This window comes from Pseudomonas sp. NDM (genome assembly GCF_003105095.1).
GTDB classification, from domain to species: Bacteria; Pseudomonadota; Gammaproteobacteria; order Pseudomonadales; family Pseudomonadaceae; genus Aquipseudomonas; species Aquipseudomonas moraviensis_A.
The window spans coordinates 25,632-45,666 of sequence record NZ_QETJ01000022.1 but is presented as its reverse complement, the minus strand read 5'-3'; the positions used below and the strand labels follow the sequence as shown (position 1 = coordinate 45,666).

At 61.3% G+C, this 20,035-nt stretch carries 15 protein-coding genes; 3 read left to right on the top strand and 12 right to left on the bottom strand.

What is annotated here, in order from left to right; genetic code table 11:
* Positions 1-49: 49 nt before the first annotated feature.
* The 5 genes from DCO47_RS08040 to betI form a co-directional block, all read right to left on the bottom strand.
* On the bottom strand, positions 50-1,387 hold the full coding sequence (locus DCO47_RS08040; protein ID WP_042606618.1) for a TldD/PmbA family protein: 1,338 nt from the start codon (positions 1,385-1,387) through the stop codon (positions 50-52).
* On the bottom strand, positions 1,387-2,829 hold the full coding sequence (locus DCO47_RS08035; RefSeq protein WP_116657872.1) for a TldD/PmbA family protein: 1,443 nt from the start codon (positions 2,827-2,829) through the stop codon (positions 1,387-1,389). Before DCO47_RS08035 ends, DCO47_RS08040 begins: the two co-directional genes overlap by 1 nt.
* Positions 2,830-3,081: 252 nt before the next feature.
* The gene (betA, locus tag DCO47_RS08030) at positions 3,082-4,785 is read right to left on the bottom strand and encodes a choline dehydrogenase (RefSeq protein ID WP_116657871.1); all 1,704 of its coding nucleotides are present in this window, start codon (positions 4,783-4,785) and stop codon (positions 3,082-3,084) included.
* Between the two features lie 209 nt (positions 4,786-4,994).
* Positions 4,995-6,467, bottom strand: coding sequence for a betaine-aldehyde dehydrogenase (betB, locus tag DCO47_RS08025; RefSeq protein ID WP_042606621.1), 1,473 nt, complete (start codon positions 6,465-6,467; stop codon positions 4,995-4,997).
* An 87-nt stretch (positions 6,468-6,554) separates the two neighbouring features.
* Positions 6,555-7,148: a transcriptional regulator BetI gene (gene betI, locus DCO47_RS08020; protein ID WP_042561476.1), complete on the bottom strand. Its 594-nt coding sequence runs from the start codon at positions 7,146-7,148 to the stop codon at positions 6,555-6,557.
* 486 nt (positions 7,149-7,634) lie between these two features.
* Between betI and DCO47_RS08015 the strand changes: the two genes are divergently transcribed.
* Positions 7,635-9,575 carry a BCCT family transporter gene (locus DCO47_RS08015; RefSeq protein WP_252874561.1) on the top strand — a complete coding sequence of 647 codons (1,941 nt, stop codon included), beginning with the start codon at positions 7,635-7,637 and terminating at the stop codon, positions 9,573-9,575.
* Positions 9,576-9,824: 249 nt separating this feature from the next.
* Here DCO47_RS08015 and choV read toward each other — a convergent pair whose 3' ends face one another.
* The 3 genes from choV to DCO47_RS08000 form a co-directional block, all read right to left on the bottom strand.
* Positions 9,825-11,003: a choline ABC transporter ATP-binding protein gene (gene choV / locus DCO47_RS08010; protein ID WP_016772804.1), complete on the bottom strand. Its 1,179-nt coding sequence runs from the start codon at positions 11,001-11,003 to the stop codon at positions 9,825-9,827.
* Entirely contained in the window at positions 11,000-11,845 is an 846-nt protein-coding gene (gene choW, locus DCO47_RS08005) for a choline ABC transporter permease subunit (RefSeq protein WP_016772805.1), read from the bottom strand. The genes choV and choW overlap by 4 nt, the downstream gene beginning before the upstream one ends.
* Positions 11,846-11,922: 77 nt before the next feature.
* Positions 11,923-12,870 carry a choline ABC transporter substrate-binding protein gene (locus DCO47_RS08000; protein WP_064365331.1) on the bottom strand — a complete coding sequence of 316 codons (948 nt, stop codon included), beginning with the start codon at positions 12,868-12,870 and terminating at the stop codon, positions 11,923-11,925.
* A 435-nt stretch (positions 12,871-13,305) separates the two neighbouring features.
* Between DCO47_RS08000 and DCO47_RS07995 the strand changes: the two genes are divergently transcribed.
* Both DCO47_RS07995 and DCO47_RS07990 read left to right on the top strand, forming a co-directional pair.
* Complete coding sequence (locus DCO47_RS07995) at positions 13,306-14,682, top strand: L-serine ammonia-lyase (protein WP_065616504.1); 1,377 nt, start codon at positions 13,306-13,308, stop codon at positions 14,680-14,682.
* Positions 14,683-15,285: 603 nt separating this feature from the next.
* Positions 15,286-16,389, top strand: coding sequence for a GlxA family transcriptional regulator (locus DCO47_RS07990; protein ID WP_007949927.1), 1,104 nt, complete (start codon positions 15,286-15,288; stop codon positions 16,387-16,389).
* Positions 16,390-16,476: 87 nt separating this feature from the next.
* On the opposite strand, the gene DCO47_RS07985 is transcribed toward DCO47_RS07990, so the two are convergent.
* The 4 genes from DCO47_RS07985 to DCO47_RS07970 form a co-directional block, all read right to left on the bottom strand.
* Entirely contained in the window at positions 16,477-16,740 is a 264-nt protein-coding gene (locus DCO47_RS07985) for a hypothetical protein (protein ID WP_016772808.1), read from the bottom strand.
* A gap of 369 nt (positions 16,741-17,109) precedes the next feature.
* Entirely contained in the window at positions 17,110-18,273 is a 1,164-nt protein-coding gene (locus DCO47_RS07980) for a gamma-butyrobetaine dioxygenase (RefSeq protein ID WP_116657869.1), read from the bottom strand.
* A 25-nt stretch (positions 18,274-18,298) separates the two neighbouring features.
* Positions 18,299-18,775: a thioesterase family protein gene (locus DCO47_RS07975; protein ID WP_116657868.1), complete on the bottom strand. Its 477-nt coding sequence runs from the start codon at positions 18,773-18,775 to the stop codon at positions 18,299-18,301.
* 224 nt (positions 18,776-18,999) lie between these two features.
* On the bottom strand, positions 19,000-19,965 hold the full coding sequence (locus DCO47_RS07970; RefSeq protein ID WP_116657867.1) for an L-carnitine dehydrogenase: 966 nt from the start codon (positions 19,963-19,965) through the stop codon (positions 19,000-19,002).
* Between the last annotated feature and the right edge of the window lie 70 nt (positions 19,966-20,035).

The window sequence follows — 20,035 nt, the reverse complement described above, 5'->3', positions numbered from 1 at the left end:
CAAGCTCCCTCGCCACAGTTGAGTGTGCCCCCCCTCACCGGGGGGCGATTTACAGGGTCAAGGTCAGTCGGCTGACCAACGCTCCCGGCAACAACGCCGACGAGGTATTGCGCTGGCTGTAGGTGCTCGCCGATAGCAGCAGCTCGCGCTCGGTGGTCAACGCTTCCAGCTGCGAACCGAGCAGGTTGTAAGCGCTGTCATCGAAACGCATGGTGCTGACCGGCGCCTGGATCTCGCCGTTCTCGACCCAGAATGTCGCGAAGCGGGTCATGCCGGTCATACGCGCCGCCGGTTGGTCCGAGTAGTTCAAGTACCACAGGTTGCTGATGTACAGCCCGGTGCCCAACTGCTTGAGGATCTCTTGCTGCGACAAATCACCTGCAGCCATGTTCAACGCGCTGGGCATCTCGCCGCCGCCCGCACCGTTCGCCGCCAGACCATATTCGGCAGCGCTGCGCGAGCCGACCAGTTGATCCCCGGCCTTGCCCTCGATGATCAGACGCAGATCGCTGCGCGGATAGCCTTCGGCGGAGAACGCCGGGCTCAGCGACTCACTGACTTTCTCATCCAGCGACAGCAACGGGCTGAATGCCTGATCCCCGACGTAGAGCTTCTGCAACGGACTGCTCTTGCTGGCAATCGACTGCGCCGAAAAGCCGCCCCAACTGAGCATGCCCATGATTTCTTCCAGCGCCGCCGGCGCCAGATAGGCGCGGTACTGACCCGGCGCCAGGGTGCGTAACGGTCGGCCGAGAAACTCAAGCTGTTCGCGAGCCTGGGCGAAACGCCTGGCGAAACCCTCGTCGCTCCAGTCGTGCCCGGCGTAGCTGGCCTTCACCGCTTCGCCATTTTCATGGAACAGGCTGAAGTCGAAATTGAAGCTGTTGGCTTCATGCCAGCCGAACGCGCCGGCGGAACTGGCGAAACCGCGGCTGATCGGACCGGCAGCATAAAAACCGACCAGGTCGAGACCTTCAGCGGCGGCGCAGATTTGCCCGACGACATCTTCGGTGTCCGGCAGCGGATGCGCTTGTACGTGCGTGCTCTGCCAACTGTTGTGATTGAGCAGCAGATACGGATCCTGCGGCAGCAGCGGCAGGGTTTCGCGCAATTGCTGCAGGCCCTCGGCGAGCCGTTGCAGATCGGCTTCCTGATCCCCGGACAAGGTGATCTGCAGGTCGGCGTGGCGACCGTCGTTGATCAGTTTCAGGCCGACGTTGGCCTGTTGCACCTGCCCGGCCTGGCGCACCTTGGCGTGATTGAAGCGCACGAACGCCGAGGCTTCGGCGGCGTAGCTGAGCGTGAACTGTTCCGGCTCGCGCACGCTGTCGCGCAGCCAGTTGACCATGACCTTGAAGGCGTCGGACTGACGCTTCGAAATGCTCATCAGGCGTCTCCCCCAAACACATCAATGTTGCTGAATACGCAGGCCGGCGAAGCGTGGCCGACGCGAATCACCTGGTTCGGTTCGCCCTTGCCGCAGTTCGGCGTGCCCAGCACCTTGACGGTGTTGGCATCGCCGACGGCGCGCAGGCTCTTCCAGAAGTGCGCGGAAATCGCCCGGTAGTTGGGATTTTTCACCACGCCTTTAAGTTCACCGTTCTCGATCAGCTGGCCCCATTCGCAGCCGAACTGGAATTTGTTGCGCGCATCGTCGATCGACCACGAACGGTTGGTGCTCATCAGGATGCCGTGCTCGATACCGCCGATCATCTGCTCCAGCGTTTGATCACCCGGCTCGATGTTGAGGTTGGCCATGCGGTCGATCGGCGGGCGGTTCCAGCCGCAGGCGCGGCTGTTGGCGACGCCATCGAGGCCGGCGCGATATTGCGACAGCGCTCCGCCCAGTGGCCGCAGCAGCAGGCCGTCGCGAATCAGGAATTGCTTGCTGGCCGCAGTGCCGTCGTCGTCATGGCCGTAGCTGGCGAGTTCTTCGGGAATGTCCGGATCGAAGGTTACGTTGAGCAGCCTGGAGCCATATTGCAGGCTGCCGAAATCGCTGGTTTTGACGAAACTGGTGCCGGCGTAATTGCGCTCATCACCCAGGATCCGGTCGAGCTCCAGCGGGTGGCCGATGGACTCGTGGATCTGCAGCATCATCTGATCGGGCATCAGCAGCAGATCGCGCGGGCCTTGCGGGGTGTTCGGCGCGAGCAGCAGTTGCAGGGCCTGATCGGCCACTTGCGGGCCGGCACCGACCAGTCCGCAACGGCTGATGACATCGGCGCCACCCTGTTGGCCAAAATTCTCCCGGCCAAGGCTACGGGTCTGGCTGTCGTTGCCGTCGTAGGCCGTGACGTCGAGGCCCGGATAGACGAAGCGCTGGGCCTGACGCAGTTCGGCGCCGGCGCTGCTCAGGTAAATCTGCTCGACGTGAGTGACGCCGATGCTCACCTGCCAATTGACCAGGCGCTCATCCTTGGGCACCGAGGCGGATTCCGCGCCGAGCAGCTCGAAGCATTCGCTCAGGGACGGGAAGGGCTGTTCGAGGTTAGGCGAAAAATAATCGGCGCGATCGCTGGAAACCGGCTGCTCGCGCAGATCGAGCAAGGCGTGCGGCTTGAGCCGCCGGGCCTGTTGCTCGGCGCGTTCGAGGGCAGCTTGCAGGCCCTGTTGCGAAAGATCGTTGGTCGCCGCGTAGGCTTCGACGCCATTGACCCGCACGGTGAGCATCGCCCCTTCGTCGCGGCGCAGGCTCGGCGGTTCGGCGACGTTCTTGCGCACCGACAGATACTGCCCGGACTCGCGCACATACCGCAGGGAAAAAAATTCAGCGCCCGTGCGCAAGGCAGCGAAGCGCTGCTTGAGCTGGGGGTGGAAATCGAACATTCGGGAACCTCCTTGTAATGGAGTAGCGGCAGGGCGACAGCGGGGAGGGGTGAAACGGTTGCGCGAGGTCTAGAGTAGGCCTGCGTGGGGGTAGGATCAAGTGAAGAGGGGGTGTAGGAGGTTTTACTGTGCAGCGGGGGAATTTGTGCTGAATCTGAGGGCCCCTACGCGAGCAGGCTCGCTCCCACAGTTGAAATGCATTCCAATGTGGGAGCGAGCCTGCTCGCGAAGGTCGCGCCTCGGTCTTACGACTTACTGGGTAACCGGGGTGATATCGCGCATCGGCTTGCCTTTGACCGGCGCGCCGTTCGCGACGTAGTACGCAGCGTTGCTGCGCGGCAGCGGTTTGCGACCACGGATCTTGTCGGCGATTTTCTCCGCCATCATGATCGTCGGTGCGTTGAGGTTGCCGGTGGTGATGATCGGCATGATCGAGGCATCGACCACGCGCAGGCTCTGCATGCCGTGCACACGACCTTCGCCATCGACCACGGCCATCTCGTCGGTGCCCATCTTGCACGAGCAGGACGGGTGGAACGCGGTTTCGGCGTGCTCGCGGATGAACTTGTCGAGCTGCTCATCGGTTTGCACTTCGATGCCCGGGCTGATTTCGCGACCACGGAACGCGTCGAGGGCCGGCTGCTGCATGATTTCGCGGGTCAGGCGGATGCCGTCGCGAAATTCCTGCCAGTCCTGCTCGGTAGCCATGTAGTTGAACAGGATGCTCGGGTGCTGGCGCGGGTCCTTGGATTTGACCTGGACGCGGCCACGGCTCGGCGAGCGCATGGAACCCATGTGCGCCTGGAAACCGTGCTCTTTCACACCGTTGCTGCCGTTGTAGTTGATCGCCACCGGCAGGAAGTGGTACTGGATGTTCGGCCACTCGAATTCCGGACGCGAACGAATGAAACCGCCGGCCTCGAACTGGTTGCTGGCACCGATGCCGGTGCCGTTGAACAGCCACTCCGCACCGATCGCCGGCTGGTTGTACCAGAGCAGCGACGGGTACAGCGAGACCGGTTGGGTGCAGGCGTATTGCAGGTACAGCTCAAGGTGATCCTGCAGATTTTCACCAACGCCCGGCAGATCGTGAACCACCGGGATGTCGAGGCTTTCCAGCAGTTTCGCCGGGCCGACACCGGAACGCTGCAGAATCTGCGGCGAAGCGATCGCGCCGGAGCACAGCAGCACTTCTTTGCGCGCCTTGGCTTCAACGCGCTCTTCTGCGTCGCCGATCAGGTAACGCACGCCGACCGCACGCTTGCCTTCAAACAGAATCTTGTCGGTCAGGGCGTGGGTGACGATGGTCAGGGTCGAACGCTTCTTGGCAATGTCGAGGTAGCCACGGGCGGTGGAAGCACGGCGGCCATTCGGCGTCACGGTGCGGTCCATCGGGCCGAAGCCTTCCTGCTGGTAGCCGTTGAGGTCTTCGGTGCGCGGGTATCCGGCCTGCACGCCGGCTTCAACCATGGCGTGGAACAGCGGGTTGTTGCCGGCCTTCGGTGTGGTCACGCTGACCGGGCCTTCGCCACCGTGGTAATCGTTCGGGCCGATGTCACGGGTTTCGGCTTTGCGGAAGTACGGCAGGCAATCGAGGTACGACCAGTCTTCCAGGCCCGGCAGTTTCGCCCAGCCGTCGTAGTCCATGGCGTTGCCACGGATGTAGCACATGCCGTTGATCAGCGAAGAACCGCCGAGGCCCTTGCCGCGACCGCATTCCATCCGGCGACCGTCCATATGTGGCTCTGGATCGGTTTCATAGGCCCAGTTGTAGCGACGCCCTTGCAGCGGGAACGCCAGCGCGGCGGGCATCTGCGTGCGGAAGTCGAGGCGGTAGTCCGGGCCCCCGGCTTCGAGCAGCAGAACGGTGACGCCTTCGTCTTCAGTCAGACGGGTCGCCAGGGTGTTACCGGCCGAGCCGGCACCTATGATGATGGAATCGAATTCTTGGGACATTGAATGCACCCTCTTTAAATGTGGTCAGGCTGCCGAGTGGCCACTTGCTGTGGCGAGGGAGCTTGCTCCCGCTCGGCTGCGCAGCAGTCGCAAAGCCTGCAACTGAGTTCTGTCTGGATAACTGCGGTGTCTGCAGTCGGGGCCGCTTCGCAGCCCGGCGGGAGCAAGCTCCCTCGCCACAAGGGCCCCGACTTCAGCGTTGCGGCAGATCAGAACACCGAGACGTAATCGCCCAGCTCGACCTGTACCGATTTGATCCGGGTGAAGTTATTCAGCGAGCTGATCCCGTTCTCACGGCCCACGCCCGACTGCTTGTAGCCGCCGACCGGCATTTTCGCGTCGGACTCGCCCCAGGCGTTGATCCAGCAGATACCGGCTTCCAGTTGATGAATCACGCGGTGGGCGCGGTTCAGGTCTTTGGTGACGATACCGGCGGCCAGGCCGAAGTCGGTGTCGTTGGCGCGGCGGATCACTTCTTCTTCGGTTTCGTAGGAGAGGATCGCCATCACCGGGCCGAAGATTTCTTCGCGGACGATGGTCATGTCGTCGCTGCAATCGGTGAACACGGTCGGTGCAACGAACGCGCCTTTGGCGAATTCGCCGTCGGTCAGACGACCGCCGCCGCACAGGACGCGGGCGCCTTGTTCTTTACCTTTTTCGATATAGGCCAGCACGCTTTCCATATGGGCGAAGCTGACCAGCGGGCCGAAGTTGGTATTTTCGTCTTCCGGGTTGCCGACGCGGATGCGTGCAACGCGTTCAACGATCTTGGCTTCGAACGCAGCTTTCAGGTGCGCCGGTACGAACACGCGAGTGCCGTTGGTGCAGACCTGACCGGAGCTGTAGAAGTTGGCCATCATCGCGGTGTCGGCGGCGCGATCGAGGTCGGCGTCGTCAAAGATGATCAGCGGCGACTTGCCGCCCAGTTCCATGGTCACGTCTTTCAGCGACGAAGCCGAGGCGCTGGCCATGACTTTCTTGCCGGTGTCGGTGCCGCCGGTGAAGGAGATTTTCTCGATGCGCGGGTGCTCGGTCAGCCAGGTGCCGACTTCGCGGCCGCTGCCGGTCAGGACGTTGAACACGCCGTTCGGCACGCCGGCTTCGGTGTAGATCTCGGCCAGTTTCAGGGTGGTCAACGAGGTGACTTCGCTTGGCTTGAAGATCATCGCGTTACCGGCCGCCAGGGCTGGAGCGGATTTCCACAGCGCGATCTGGATCGGGTAGTTCCACGCGCCGATACCGGCGACCACACCCAGCGGCTCGCGACGGGTGTAGACGAAAGAGGTGTCACGCAGCGGGATCTGCTCGCCTTCGATGGCGGGCACCAGGCCTGCGTAGTATTCCAGCACGTCGGCGCCGGTGACGATGTCGACGTATTTGGTTTCGGAGAAGGATTTGCCGGTGTCCAGGGTTTCCAGCGCGGCCAGTTCATCGTTGCGCTCGCGCAGGATGTCGACGGCGCGACGCAGGATGCGCGAACGCTCCATGGCGGTCATCGCGGCCCAGATTTTCTGGCCCTTTTCGGCGCTGACCACGGCGCGCTCGACGTCGTCCTTGGTCGCACGCTGCACCAGTGCGAGGACTTCACCGTTCGCCGGGTTGATGGCTTCGAAGGTGGCGTCGCTGCCGGCATCGGTATACGCGCCATCGATGTAGAGTTTTTGCAGTTCGAAACGGGCCATAGTGTCCTCGCAAGTGCATTGGTGGTTGGCGTTGACCACCGCGATGACGCTGCGGTGGAGTTCAGGGGCTGAGCGTTTCTGTGTGCTCTAGCTCACCTGCTTGGCCAATTGGAAATCCATGTATTCGTAAGCGATCTGTTGCGCCTGCGCCGTGTCGAAAGCGTCTCCCGACAGCGCGCCGCGCAACCACAAGCCGTCAATCAACGCTGCCAGACCCCGGGCCGCACTGCGCGCATCTTCGAGCGGCAGCACACGGCGGAACTGGCAACACAGGTTGGAATACAGACGGTGATCGTTGATCCGCTGCAACCTGTGCAAAGACGGCTGGTGCATGCTGGTGGCCCAGAAGGCCAGCCAGGTTTTCATTGCCGGGCCATTGACCTGGCTGGCGTCGAAGTTGCCTTCGATGATCACCTGCAGATGCGCCCGTGGGCTGTCATCTGCCAGCGCCTGACGGCGCGCGGTGACGCTCTCGCTGAGGGCGGTCATCAGGTACCGCATCGTGGCGGCGATCAGGCCGTTCTTGTCCTGAAAGTAATGACTGATGATGCCATTCGAGACACCGGCCAAACGGGCGATCAGCGCAATGCTGGCGTCCCCCATTCCGACCTGATCGACGGCCTGCAAAGTGGCTTCGATCAGTTGTTGGCGGCGGATGGGTTGCATACCGACCTTGGGCATCTTGCACATCTCCTTAGGCCTTCCGAGGGGCGAATGACGCCGATCGGATTGAGGGCCAGTCTATTTTGTTTTGATTGAACGTTCAATCAACAAAGAATAAGATCTGCGACAATTCGTCGCTGCCTACAGAAAATTCCTACGCGTGATGACGATAAAAACCGACACCTGAAACGGCTCGAAACCTGCGTGGGGCATGGCGCGGTTCGTGATTCGAGGGACGTGTTGAAAGGGCAAGACGCTCGGGGCCAGGTTTCGGATGAACGTCCGGCACCTCTGGCCACGAAAGCGAATACGCAACGCCATTTCGGCAGGTTCGGGCTTTTTTCGGAGTGTCTTTATATCACCCGCCGGTCGGCTGCCAACTAACCGATTGGTCGGGTGCCGTGATGCCTTGTGTTCTTCTCTCGCACTGCCTGGAGCATTTGTGCCATGAGTTCTGCCTCGCTAATAAAGACCCCGCCCGAGAAGGTGACGGTCAACGGTTGGGTGTTCTACACCTCGACCGCGCTGATTCTGTTGTTGACCGCCATTCTGATCATCGCCCCGCAAGAGGCCGGCAGAATGTTGGGGATGGCCCAGGCCTGGTTGTCGCGCAGCTTCGGCTGGTACTACATGGTGGTGATCGCCGCCTACCTGGTGTTCGTGGTCGGCCTGGCGTTTTCCTCGTACGGCAAACTCAAACTGGGCAGCAAGGACGACACCCCGGATTTCAGTTACGGCGCCTGGGCGGGGATGCTGTTCTCGTCAGGCATCGGCATTTCGCTGTTGTACTTCGGCGCGTCCGAGCCGCTGGATCACTATTTCAATCCGCCGGAAGGCACGTCGGCCAGCAACCTTGCCGCGCGGCAGGCAGTACAACTGACGTTCCTGCACTGGGGCCTGCACGGCTGGGCGATCTACGCACTGGTCGGTCTGGCCGTGGCGTATTTTGCCTATCGGCATAACCAGCCGCTGGCGCTGCGTTCGGCACTGTATCCGCTGGTCGGCGAGCGCTGGGTCAAGGGCGCGGCCGGGCACGCGGTAGACGGCTTCGGCATGTTCGTAACGCTGCTGGGTCTGGTGACCAACCTGGGGATCGGCTCGCTGCAAGTGTCGTCCGGGCTGGAGAACCTGTTCGGCATGGAGCACAGCAACACCAACCTGCTGATCGTCATCATCGTCATGAGCACCGTGGCGACCATCGCCGCCGTGTCGGGTGTGGAAAACGGCATTCGTCGCCTGTCCAACCTGAACATCGTGTTGTTCAGCGGCCTGCTGATTTTCGTCCTGTTGTTCGGCCCGACCCTGCACTTGCTCAACGGCTTTGTGCAGAACATCGGTGACTACCTCAACGGCGTCGTGTTGAAGACTTTCGACCTGTACGTCTATGAAGGCGACAGCGCCAAGTCCGACCGCTGGCTCGGCCTGTGGACCCTGTTCTACTGGGCATGGTGGATTTCCTGGGCGCCATTCGTGGGCATGTTCATCGCGCGGATTTCCCGTGGCCGCAGCGTGCGGGAACTGGTCGCTGGCGTGCTGCTGATTCCGCTGGGCTTCACCTTGGCGTGGCTGTCGATCTTCGGTAACTCGGCGCTGGATCTGGTGATGAATCAGGGCGCGGTGGAGTTGGGCAAGACGGCGCTGGAACAGCCGTCGATGGCGATTTATCAGTTGCTTGAGCATTACCCGGCGTCGAAAGTCGTCATCGGTGTGTCGATCTTCGTCGGCTTCGTGCTGTTCCTGACCCCGGCCGACTCCGGCGCGGTGATGATGGCGAACCTGTCGTGCAAGGGCGGTAACGTCGATGAAGACGCGCCGCACTGGCTGCGGATCTTCTGGTCGGTGGTGATCACGCTGGTGACCATTGGCCTGCTGTTCGCCGGCAACTTCGAAGCCATGCAGACCATGGTCGTGCTGGCCGGCCTGCCGTTCTCGGTGGTGCTGATCTGCTTCATGTTCGGCCTGCACAAGGCGATGCGCCAGGACGTGCAGATCGAACAGGAGCAAGCGCAACTGGCCGAGCGCGGACGCCGTGGTTTCAGCGAGCGCCTGACTCAGCTGGATCTGCAGCCGAGCCAATCGGTGGTGCAGCGCTTCATGGACAAACATGTCACCCCGGCGCTGGAAGATGCGGCCGCACAATTGCGCAATCAGGGGATTGAAGTGCAGACGCTGTTGGGCAAGGCCAAGCGTTGCATGGGTGTGCGGGTCGAAATGGAAGAGGGCAACCCTTTCGTTTATGAAGTGAGCCTGGACGGCTATCTGGCGACTCCGACCGAATCGGCGCAAGCGGATGAAGCGCGCCAGCGTTATTACCGGGCCGAGGTGTATCTGCACAATGGCAGTCAGGATTACGACTTGATGGGCTTTACGCCGGAGCAGATTACCCGGGATGTGCTCGATCAGTTCGAGAGCCATCGGCAGTTGTTGGGGCGGGTTTATAGCTAAAGTCAAAAGCTGACCCTCACCCCAGCCCTCTCCCGGAGGGAGAGGGAGCCGACTAAGGTGTCTGGCGTTGTACATTGACCTGAAAGATCGAGTCGATTATGGATTCGATAAAGCAAGATCAGGTCGGTGCAGATCTGCAGCATCCCCCGGTCAGTCCCCTCTCCCTCTGGGAGAGGGCTAGGGTGAGGGGCTTTTCCCTGACCCAATAAAAAAGGGATCGCTCACCGCGATCCCTTTTTTTATCCCGCCTTAACCGAGGTTCTTGCCCAACAACGCGTGATACAGCTCGCTGTCGCCGAGGATCCCCACCACATGATTGTTATCGTGCAGCACCAGCTTGTTGCCGGTCTGATAACGGATCTGCAGCGCGTCACGCATGCCGATGTTCGAGTCCACCAGCGTCGGCTTGCGCTCCAGGCCTTCCACCGCTTGGCCAGGTGCCCAGTTCTGCAGGTTCAGTACTGAACCGTTCTGCCGGGCGCCTTTTATGGTGTTGCCTTCGGCCAGGTCCAGCCACGAATCGCCGCCCGGATCGAGGCACACCGAGCCGTTGATGCGTTTGCACTTGTCCAGCGTGCGCATCAGGCTGCGGCCGCAAAGCACGTTGAGCGGATTGGTGTGGGCAACAAAGGTCCGCACGTAGTCGTCCGCCGGGTTGAGGACGATTTCTTCCGGCACGCTGTACTGGATGATCCGGCCGTCCTTCATGATCGCGATGCGGCTGCCCAGTTTGAGGGCTTCATCGAGGTCGTGGCTCACAAACACGATGGTCTTGCTCAACTTGCGTTGCAGTTCCAGCAATTCGTCCTGCAGACCCTGGCGGATCAGCGGGTCGAGCGCCGAGAACGGTTCGTCCATCAGCAGGATATCGGCGTCCATCGCCAGCGCGCGGGCGAGGCCGACGCGCTGCTGCATGCCGCCGGAGAGTTCGTCCGGCTTCTTGTTGCGCCACTGGGTCAGGCCAACCAGTTCAAGTTTCTCATCGACCAGTTTTTTGCGTTCCTTCTCCGGTCGGCCCTGCATTTCCAGGCCGAAACTGATGTTCTCGCGCACCGTCAGCCAGGGCATCAGGGCGAATTTCTGGAACACCATGGCAATGCGCTTGGTGCGCATCATTTTCAGCTCGGCCGGGGTGCAGGAGGCGATGTCGATCTGGCGGTTTTCGTGCTCGACGAACAACTTGCCGCGGCTCACGGTGTTAAGGCCGTTGATGCAGCGCAGCAGGCTCGACTTGCCCGAACCGGACAGGCCCATCAGCACGCAGATCTCGCCCTTGTTGATGTCCAGCGTGGCCTTTTCCACGCCGACGATCTGCCCGGTCTTCTTGAGGATCTCGTTGCGGGTCATGCCCTGATCGAGCAGCTTGAGTGCCTCGCGCGGGTCTTTGGAGAAGATTACGTCGACGTCTTCGAAGCGAATTATGCTCATGCGTCACCCCCTACTTTGGCGTCGGGTTGTTTGCAGATACGGTCGAGCATGATCGCCAGCAGTACGATTGCCAGGCCTGCTTCGAAGCCCAGCGCAATATCAGCAGTGTTCAGTGCGTTGACCACCGGTTTGCCGAGTCCGTCGGCGCCGACCAGTGCCGCGATCACCACCATCGACAGCGACAGCATGATGCACTGGGTGATGCCGGCCGCGATGCTTGGCATGGCGTGCGGCAGTTCGATCCTTGAGAGCAGTTGGCGACGCGAGCAGCCGAAGGCCTTGCCGGCGTCCATCAGTTCTTGCGGGACATCGCGGATGCCCAGGTAGGTCAGGCGGATCGGCGCCGCGATGGCGAAGACCACCGTGGAGATCAGGCCCGGTACCACACCCAGCCCGAAGAGGGTCAGGGTAGGAATGAGGTAAACGAAGGTCGGCACGGTCTGCATCAGATCGAGCACCGGCCGCATCATGGTGTAGAACATCGGTTTGTGCGCGGCGACGATGCCCAGCGGCACGCCGATCAACACGCAGACCAGGGTGGCGAACAGCACCTGGGCGAGGGTTTCCATGGTTTCCTGCCAGTACCCCAGATTGAGGATCAGCAGGAACGAGGCGACCACAAACGCGGTCAGGCCCCACTTGCGTTGAATCAGATGGGCGATGATGGCAATCAGGCCAATCAGCACCAGTGGGTTGAACCAGGTGAGCGCAAACGTCACGCCGTGGATCATCGTTTCCAGTGTCACGGCGATTGCGTCGAAGGTGTTGGCGCCGTGTTGCGTCAACCATTCGACGAAGCCCGCGATGTACTGGCCTAGAGGTATTTTCTGATCAATCAGCATGGTAGTGAACGTCCGCATGCAAGGAAATTAACAGCCCGGGCAGGCACGCCTGCCCGGCATAAGCGATGCCCCTCGAATCAAGGCGCGAGCTTGGCTTTCACGGCCTCCAGGCCTGGTTTACCGTCAATGGTGGTCACGCCAGCGAGCCAGGTTTCGAGCACCTGTGGATTCTTTTTCAGCCAGGCCTTGGCGGCCGCGTCAGGCTTCATCTTGTCGTCGAGGATGTTGCCCATCAGTTCACTTTCCATGTCGACGGTGAACTCCAGGTTTTTCAACAGCTGACCAACATTGCTGCATTCTTCGGCGTAACCCTTCCGGGTGTTGGTGGCCACGGTGGCTGCGCCGAAATCGGGGCCGAAGAAGTCGTCGCCGCCGGTCAGGTATTGAATCTTGAAGCGCTTGTTCATCGGGTGCGGGGCCCAGCCGAGGAAGACCACGGCGGTGTCGCGTTTCTGCGCCCGGTCGACTTGCGAGAGCATGCCGGCCTCGGACGATTCGACCACCTTGAAACCGGCGGTTTTCAGGCCGAAGGCGTCCTTGTCGATCATGCTCTGGATCAGCCGGTTGCCGTCGTTGCCCGGCTCGATGCCGTAGATCTTGCCGTCGAGCTCTTTCTTGAATTTGGCGATATCGGCGAAGTCATGCAGGCCTTTGTCGTACAGGGCTTGCGGCACTGCGAGGGTGTACTTGGCGCCCTTGAGGTTGGTGCGCACGGTGTCGACAGTGCCGGCATCGCGGTACGGCTTGATGTCGTTCTCCATGGTCGGCATCCAGTTACCGAGAAACACGTCCATGTTCTTGCCGTCGGCCAGCGACTTGTAGGTCACGGGCACGGAGATCATGGTGGTCTTGGTCTTGTAGCCGAGGGCGTTGAGAACGACGGAAGTGGTGGCGGTGGTCGCGGTGATGTCGGTCCAGCCGACATCGGAGAAGTTAACGAGGCTGCACTGTGCCGGTTCTGCGGCTTGCGCCAGTAACGGCAGACTCAGCAGGGCGGCCAACAACAACGACGGGGAACCTTTCATGGATGGACTCCTTGGTGTTTTTTTTGGCAGTGTTCCGACTGTGGACCACCGCACTTATGGGTTGCGGTTGGTGGCGTTCGTAAGACAGCTCTACCGCAGCGCCTGGCAATCGAGTCATCCCGATCATGTACCAGTGAAAATCTGACGCCTACAGGGAGGGTCGTATCCAGTACAGGGATGGTCGCTTCCAGTGTCGGTGACGTCGCTTACAGCTTTTTTCCGCCTCCGATGACCTGCACAACTGCATAAAAGCGGCGTATTTGCGGGGCGAAAACGTAACGACGCTGCTGGACATGAGTGCGTCGGTGTCAGACGCCGTGCGCGCCGACAAAAGCCCGATGATGCCGGCATTCGGCGGATCGCAGCTTGAGCGTAGCAGCTCCGCCAGCGGGCGCTTTTGCCGCCCGGACCGGTATTCTCAGGAGCTATGCAGCAATGGCTATCAGCGTTTTCGACCTGTTCAAAATCGGCATCGGCCCTTCCAGTTCCCACACCGTCGGCCCGATGCGCGCCGCCGCGCTGTTCGTCGAGTCGCTGCGCGGCAAGCATCAGCTGGAACAGGTGCGGCGCATCGAGGTGCAATTGTTCGGTTCGCTGTCGGCCACCGGCGTCGGTCACGGCAGCGATAACGCGGTGATCATGGGCCTGATGGGCGAGTGGCCGGACGCAATCGACCCGTCGCAGATCGGCCCGCGCATTCAGGCGCTGCGCGAAACCCATACGCTGTTATTGGATGGTCGTCTGTCGGTGCCGTTTGTCTGGGCCCGGGACATGCGCCTGATCGATGAAAACCTGCCATTCCATCCCAACGCCATGACCCTGGTTGCCGAAGGCGAGTTCGGTGAGCTGCACCGTGACACCTACTATTCAATCGGCGGCGGCTTTGTCGTTGATGAGGCGCAAGCGGCCAGCGGTGTGGTTGATCTGGATCGCACCGAATTGCCCTACGACTTCTCCAGTGCCGTCGAGCTGCTGGAACTGTGCGAGACGCACAATCTGCGCGTTGCCGAACTGATGATGGCCAACGAAAAGGTCTGGCGCAGCGAAGAAGAAATCCGCGCCGGCCTGATGAAGCTGTGGCGGGCGATGCAGGATTGCGTCGAGCAGGGCCTCAAGCACGAAGGCATTCTGCCCGGCGGCTTGAACGTGCGCCGGCGCGCGGCGAAGTTGCACCGCAGCCTGCAGGAACTGAACAAACCCAACGTCATCGGCTCGACCCTGAGCGCAATGGAGTGGGTCAACCTGTTCGCCCTGGCCGTCAATGAAGAGAATGCTGCCGGCGGGCGTATGGTCACCGCACCGACCAACGGCGCGGCGGGGATCATCCCGGCGGTGTTGCACTACTTTATGAAGTTCAGCGAGGCGGTGACCGACGCCAACGTCGTCGACTATTTCCTCAGCGCGGCGGCGGTCGGCATTCTGTGCAAGAAGAATGCTTCGATCTCTGGCGCTGAAGTCGGTTGCCAGGGTGAGGTCGGTTCGGCCTGCGCGATGGCGGCGGCGGGGCTGGCGGAGATTCTCGGCGCCACGCCTGAACAGTTGTGCAACGCAGCGGAAATCGGTCTGGAGCACAACTTGGGCCTGACCTGCGATCCGGTCGGTGGTCTGGTGCAGGTGCCGTGCATCGAGCGCAACGCGATTGCCGCGGTGAAGGCGATCAACGCCGCGCAAATGGCCCTGCGTGGCGACGGTCAACACTTCATTTCCCTGGACCGGGTGATCCGCACTATGCGCGATACCGGCGCCGATATGCATGACAAATATAAAGAAACGTCGCGCGGTGGGTTGGCGGTCAGTGCCGTGGAGTGCTGACGCATATTTATTGTGGCGAGGGAGCTTGCTCCCGCTCGGCTGCGCAGCAGTCGCAATCAGCTTGATGCATTTCAATTGCACAACCGCAAGTCTGGTTTCGGGTCTGCTTCGCAGTCCAGCGGGAGCAAGCTCCCTCGCCACAGTGGCCCATGAACGGCATTCAGTGTGATGAGGCCAGACCAGTCAAAACTGCTCACCAAATGAACACCTCATTTCATTCACGCCACCTTTTGGCGCGTCGCAATCAGACAAGCGTCTTTATCAGCCGTGACTTATCAGTCGTTACTTGACCGCTGGTCGCCCGTGCTTGCGGTGACACTCTGCGCAAATCCTCTGCAGGCCCGTTCCCACAAGTGCTACCGATCTGCTCACAGGCTGCGCGGCAGGGCGGTCAAGGCGCTTGATGGCACTTCGAAATGCCGTGATCCGAGGTCTCGTATAGACGCGTTGCGAGGTCGTTTTCAGGAGTTATTGAATGGCCATCCAATTTCAGGCATGGCAATTGCTCTGTCATAACAAAGCCTGCTTCCCTCGTGAGAATGCCGGCAATAACAAGAGCCTCCGCCTGAGGCCACCACCCGCTTTGTGTGAGGAGATACCGCGATGACGTCGTTCAACTCCGGGGCCCAACCCCAGAACCGTGCGCCTCAATCCATCGGCTTTCTGCTGCTGGACAATTTCACGCTGATTTCCCTGGCGTCCGCCGTTGAGCCACTGCGCATGGCCAACCAATTGTCCGGTCGTGAGCTGTATCGCTGGAGCACCCTCACTGTCGATGGCGGCCAGGTCTGGGCCAGTGACGGTCTGCAGATCACCCCTGACGCCTCCATGCACAAAGCCCCGCCACTGGACACCGTGATCGTCTGCGGCGGCATCGGCATTCAACGAACCGTGACCCGTGAGCACGTGTCCTGGCTGCAAAGCCAGGCGCGCCAGTCCAAGCGTCTTGGCGCGGTGTGCACTGGCAGTTGGGCGCTGGCCTGCGCCGGTCTGCTCGACGGCTTCGATTGCAGCGTGCACTGGGAATGCCTGGCGGCGATGCAGGAAGCTTTCCCGCGCGTGGCCATGAGCACACGCCTGTTCACCCTCGACCGTAACCGCTTCACCAGCTCCGGCGGCACTGCGCCGCTGGACATGATGCTGCACCTGATCAGCCGCGATCACGGTCGCGAACTGTCCGCAGCGATTTCGGAAATGTTCGTCTACGAGCGCATCCGCAACGAACAGGATCACCAGCGTGTGCCGCTCAAGCACATGCTCGGCACCAATCAGCCGAAGCTGCAGGAAATCGTCGCGCTGATGGAAGCCAATCTGGAAGAGCCGATCGATCTTGATGAGCTGGCGGTGTATGTCGCGGTGTCGCGTCGACAGCTGGAGCGGTTGTTCCAGAAATACCTGCACTGCTCACCGTCGCGCTATTACCTGAAGCTGCGGCTGATCCGCGCCCGGCAACTGCTCAAGCAGACGCCGATGTCGATCATCGAAGTGGCATCGGTGTGTGGTTTCGTCTCCACGCCGCACTTCTCCAAGTGCTACCGCGAGTACTTCGGCATTCCGCCGCGTGACGAGCGCGTCGGCTCCAACACCACCCAGCAAGTGGCCATGCTGCCGCTGCCGCAGGCGATCGTGATGTCGCCGCTGTCGGGGCCGATGTCGGCGCTGAGTCAGGCGCGCAATGAATCGACGTTTGCCAGCGTAAGGCTGTAGACCGAGTCATCGTTCTTCGCGAGCAGGCTCGCTCCCACAGTCGGATGCATTCCAGGGTGGGAGCGAGCCTGCTCGCGAAGGGGGTTCTCAGGCGCTGTGGGACTGCTGGTAATCCGAAAGGGCTGGTAACAACTGCTTGTCGATCGCCTGACGCACCGCCGGCTGGATGCTGGCGCCGCTGGTGTACATGTCCTTGACCATCTTGCGCAGTTCAAATGCGCGAACATTATCCAGTCCTCGTACTGCGCACTCACAGGCCTGCTCGGCGGTGGTACCGCTCGGCACCTGAATACCCAAGGCCTTGAGCTGGCCCAACAGATCTTCCTGGTCAATCAAATCGGCGTACATCATTACGCAAATCCTTCTGTGGCAACGGAGGTCTTGGCTCGATTCTGGTGGCCCCGACCGGACGCGGCAAGGGCGTTTTGTCGCGGTGGCCGGGACGACTATGAACAGGTCGTTTTCGGCTAACCGAGTGGATTGGCGAGTAGGCAAACTGGCCTCAGCTCGCTTCACGAAGGTTTGGTCACCCTCGCCTGGCAGCTCCTCAACAGTACCCTCCTCAGCTCCGATCCTGTCACGGCTTGATCGGAGTTTTTTTTGTCTGTGAATCAGTCAGAGATTGGTTGTTCCCGCTGACGCTTTCGCGAGCAGGCTCGCTCCCACAGGTGGAATGCGTTGCCCTGTAGGAGCTGCCGAAGGCTGCGATCTTGTAGCGGGCTAACGCTGCAACACCAGAATCCGCGACAACAACTCATCCCGGTCGACATAGCAGCCCTGGAAATGCCGCGCCCCGGTGGCTGGGTCAAAGGCATTGCGCGCATGCAGCGTGCGGCGGTTGTCAAAGCACCACAACTCTCCCGGATTGAGGCGCTGCACCAGCCGGAACCGCGGCTCGCGGGTCATCGCGATAAAACGTCGATAGGCTCGATACAGCAATGGCATCTGCGCCACCGACGTCTCGAACGCGCCGCGCAAAAAGTTCGCCATGCGAATTTCCGCCACACGCCCCAACGCATCCACAGCAATGATTGGCGCCAGGCAGCGATAGTCGCTGTGCCGGTCCTTGTTGCGAAACTCCACGGGGATTTCACACAGGGCCTGAAACAGCTGCGGATCCTCTCGACGCAAGGCGTCGGCGATCGCGAAACCATCGACGAAAATGCTTTCGCCACCCTCGGCATCGTTCACCAGGCAATGCAGAAATTGCAGCCCCGGTTGCAGCTCGCGAGTCGGCAAATCCGTATGCAATGGCAGGTTGAAGGCGGTGTAGGCGTTGCTGTCGGCGTCGGCTTTGGATTGCACATTGAACAGCACGCCGAAATTGCTTTCGCGAATGAAGGAAATCCGTTGCGCGATGAGCTTCAGCGAGCCCGGCTCGGTGGGCACGCCGCGCACTTGGGTCAGGCCGATGTCGCGCACGGCGAGCAACCATTGCAGCAGCGCGGCGTTGTCGTTCATCAGCGCGGTGTAGTCGAACACCGGCAACTGCAGATCGCTATGCCACAGACGGCTCTGCGGTTTGCCGGCCAGGCGTTCCGCGCGGGACTCGTCGTCATAGGCGTGAGCGCGCAACCAGCCCGGATCGAAGCGGCTGAGGTGACCATCCTGCCAGTCGATGCGCAGGCAGCCGTCGGTGTCGATGCGCGTGGCCAGTGGTTGCAGATCCTCGGCGGCATCGACGCTCTCGAAGACCTGCTCGCGGGTGACGCTATAGACGCAGCGATCACACGGGCAATTGTCGCGCAGCCATACGTGGTGAAACGGGCTGACACGACTGTCAGCCCATCCGATGACAACGCGATCCGCCAGACCCTGCACGCCACGTAGCGCGCTGATCAACGGATAAGTACGAAAATCGGCAACAGCGACGGCGGTGTTCATGGCGGCTCCTTGACGATGGAGGGATTTACCGGGCAGGTGGCAGCGCGATCACGCGGCCGATGTAAGCGGGAGCGGGCAGGTCGGTCTGCTCAGCGACGATCGCTTGCAGGCGATGCAGCGTGTCGGGGCTGAACGGCGCCGAGCGCGGGCCGGCGAGGTCGACGTGCAGGAGCATCTGTTCATTGCCGGCCAGTTCCTGTTCCTCGCCGATTTTGTGCAGGCTGTGGTAGAGGTGCAGACGCTTGCTGTCGTGGGCGATGATTTGCGTGCGCACTTCGACCTCGGTATCGAGCTTCACTTCGTGCAGGTAATTGAGGTGCAGCTCGAGGGTGAACAGCGAATGGCCGCTGGCCTCGCGGTTGTTGCTGTCCATGCCCAGGCGATCCATCAGCGCGTCGGTGGCATAGCTGAAGATCAGCAGGTAGAAGGCATCGCGCAGGTGGCCGTTGTAGTCGACCCAGTCAGTGATGATGGTGGTTTGGTAGGTGGTGAGGTGGGGCATGGTTTCGATTCCCGCAGTTGATGGGTGAAGATCAAGAGCAACCCCCTCACCCCAGCCCTCTCCCCCAAGGGGGCGAGGGGAAAAGGGAGCCGATTTTCGAGCTTTTCAAGTCCAGAGTTCGACTCAGAGGTGCAAGTCGGCGTAGCTTGCAAAAACACCTCGGTCAGTCCCCTCTCCCTCAGGGAGAGGGTTAGGGTGAGGGCAGCAGTGTCATGCCAACCCCATCACTCGCTGAAACTCATCCCATGCTTCTCTTTGGTGGTCTTCACCGCCTCAAGCACCGCCAGCAGGCAGTCATCACGATAGCGCTCCAGCGCCGAAATGCTGTGGCGGCCCAACTGTTCACTGGTGCCATCGACCACATCATCGATCAGCTTGTCGGTCAGCTCCGGCGCTGGCAGATACGTCCAAGGCAACTGCAACGCCGGGCCGAATTGCGACATGAAGTGGCGCATGCCGGCATCGCCGCCGGCCAGGGTGTAAGTCAGGAATGTACCCATGAACGACCAACGCAGGCCGGCGCCAAAACGAATCGCATCGTCGATCTCGCCGGTCGTCGCCACACCGTCATTGACCAGGTGCAGCGCCTCGCGCCACAGCGCTTCAAGCAAGCGATCGGCGATGAACCCCGGCACTTCCTTGCGCACATGCAACGGACGCATGCCAAGAGATTCGTAGACTTGCATCGCCGCTTGAACCGCCTCAGGCGCGGTGTGCCTGCCGCCGACCACTTCCACCAGCGGTAACAGATAGACCGGATTGAACGGATGCCCGACCACGCAGCGTTCAGGGTGCGTCGAACTCTCGTAGAACTCGCTGGGCAACAGGCCTGAAGTGCTCGAGCCAATCAAGGCGTCGGGCTTGGCGGCGGCACTGATTTTGCTGTGCAGACCGAGTTTCAGTTCCAGCCGCTCGGGGGCGCTCTCCTGAATGAAATCGGCGTCGCGCACGCATTCCTCGATGGTGGCGACAAAGCGCAGGCGATCCTGCGAAGCGCCCGGCGCCAGGCCGTTCTTCTCCAGCGCGCCCCAGGCATTGGCCACGCGCTGGCGCAACGCCGCTTCGGCGCCGGGCGCCGGATCCCAGGCCACCACGTCGAGGCCATGAGCGAGGGCGCGGGCGACCCAGCCACTGCCGATGACACCGCTGCCGAGGGCGGCGAAGGTTTTGATTTCGGTGATAAAGCGCATAGGTATTCCCTGATAGTCGAGGACCCCGTAGGAGCTGCCGAAGGCTGCGATCTTTTGATCTTGCTTCTAA

Bases quoted from the DNA above. Each gene is read 5' to 3' on its own strand.
- betI (WP_042561476.1), bottom strand. From the start codon at position 7,148: ATGCCCAAGGTCGGTATGCAACCCATCCGCCGCCAACAACTGATCGAA.
- DCO47_RS07990 (WP_007949927.1), top strand. From the start codon at position 15,286: ATGACGTCGTTCAACTCCGGGGCCCAACCCCAGAACCGTGCGCCTCAA.
- DCO47_RS07995 (WP_065616504.1), top strand. From the start codon at position 13,306: ATGGCTATCAGCGTTTTCGACCTGTTCAAAATCGGCATCGGCCCTTCC.
- DCO47_RS07980 (WP_116657869.1), bottom strand. From the start codon at position 18,273: ATGAACACCGCCGTCGCTGTTGCCGATTTTCGTACTTATCCGTTGATC.
- betB (WP_042606621.1), bottom strand. From the start codon at position 6,467: ATGGCCCGTTTCGAACTGCAAAAACTCTACATCGATGGCGCGTATACC.
- choV (WP_016772804.1), bottom strand. From the start codon at position 11,003: ATGAGCATAATTCGCTTCGAAGACGTCGACGTAATCTTCTCCAAAGAC.
- DCO47_RS07970 (WP_116657867.1), bottom strand. From the start codon at position 19,965: ATGCGCTTTATCACCGAAATCAAAACCTTCGCCGCCCTCGGCAGCGGT.
- DCO47_RS08040 (WP_042606618.1), bottom strand. From the start codon at position 1,387: ATGAGCATTTCGAAGCGTCAGTCCGACGCCTTCAAGGTCATGGTCAAC.
- DCO47_RS08035 (WP_116657872.1), bottom strand. From the start codon at position 2,829: ATGTTCGATTTCCACCCCCAGCTCAAGCAGCGCTTCGCTGCCTTGCGC.
- DCO47_RS07985 (WP_016772808.1), bottom strand. From the start codon at position 16,740: ATGATGTACGCCGATTTGATTGACCAGGAAGATCTGTTGGGCCAGCTC.
- DCO47_RS08000 (WP_064365331.1), bottom strand. From the start codon at position 12,870: ATGAAAGGTTCCCCGTCGTTGTTGTTGGCCGCCCTGCTGAGTCTGCCG.
- DCO47_RS07975 (WP_116657868.1), bottom strand. From the start codon at position 18,775: ATGCCCCACCTCACCACCTACCAAACCACCATCATCACTGACTGGGTC.
- choW (WP_016772805.1), bottom strand. From the start codon at position 11,845: ATGCTGATTGATCAGAAAATACCTCTAGGCCAGTACATCGCGGGCTTC.
- betA (WP_116657871.1), bottom strand. From the start codon at position 4,785: ATGTCCCAAGAATTCGATTCCATCATCATAGGTGCCGGCTCGGCCGGT.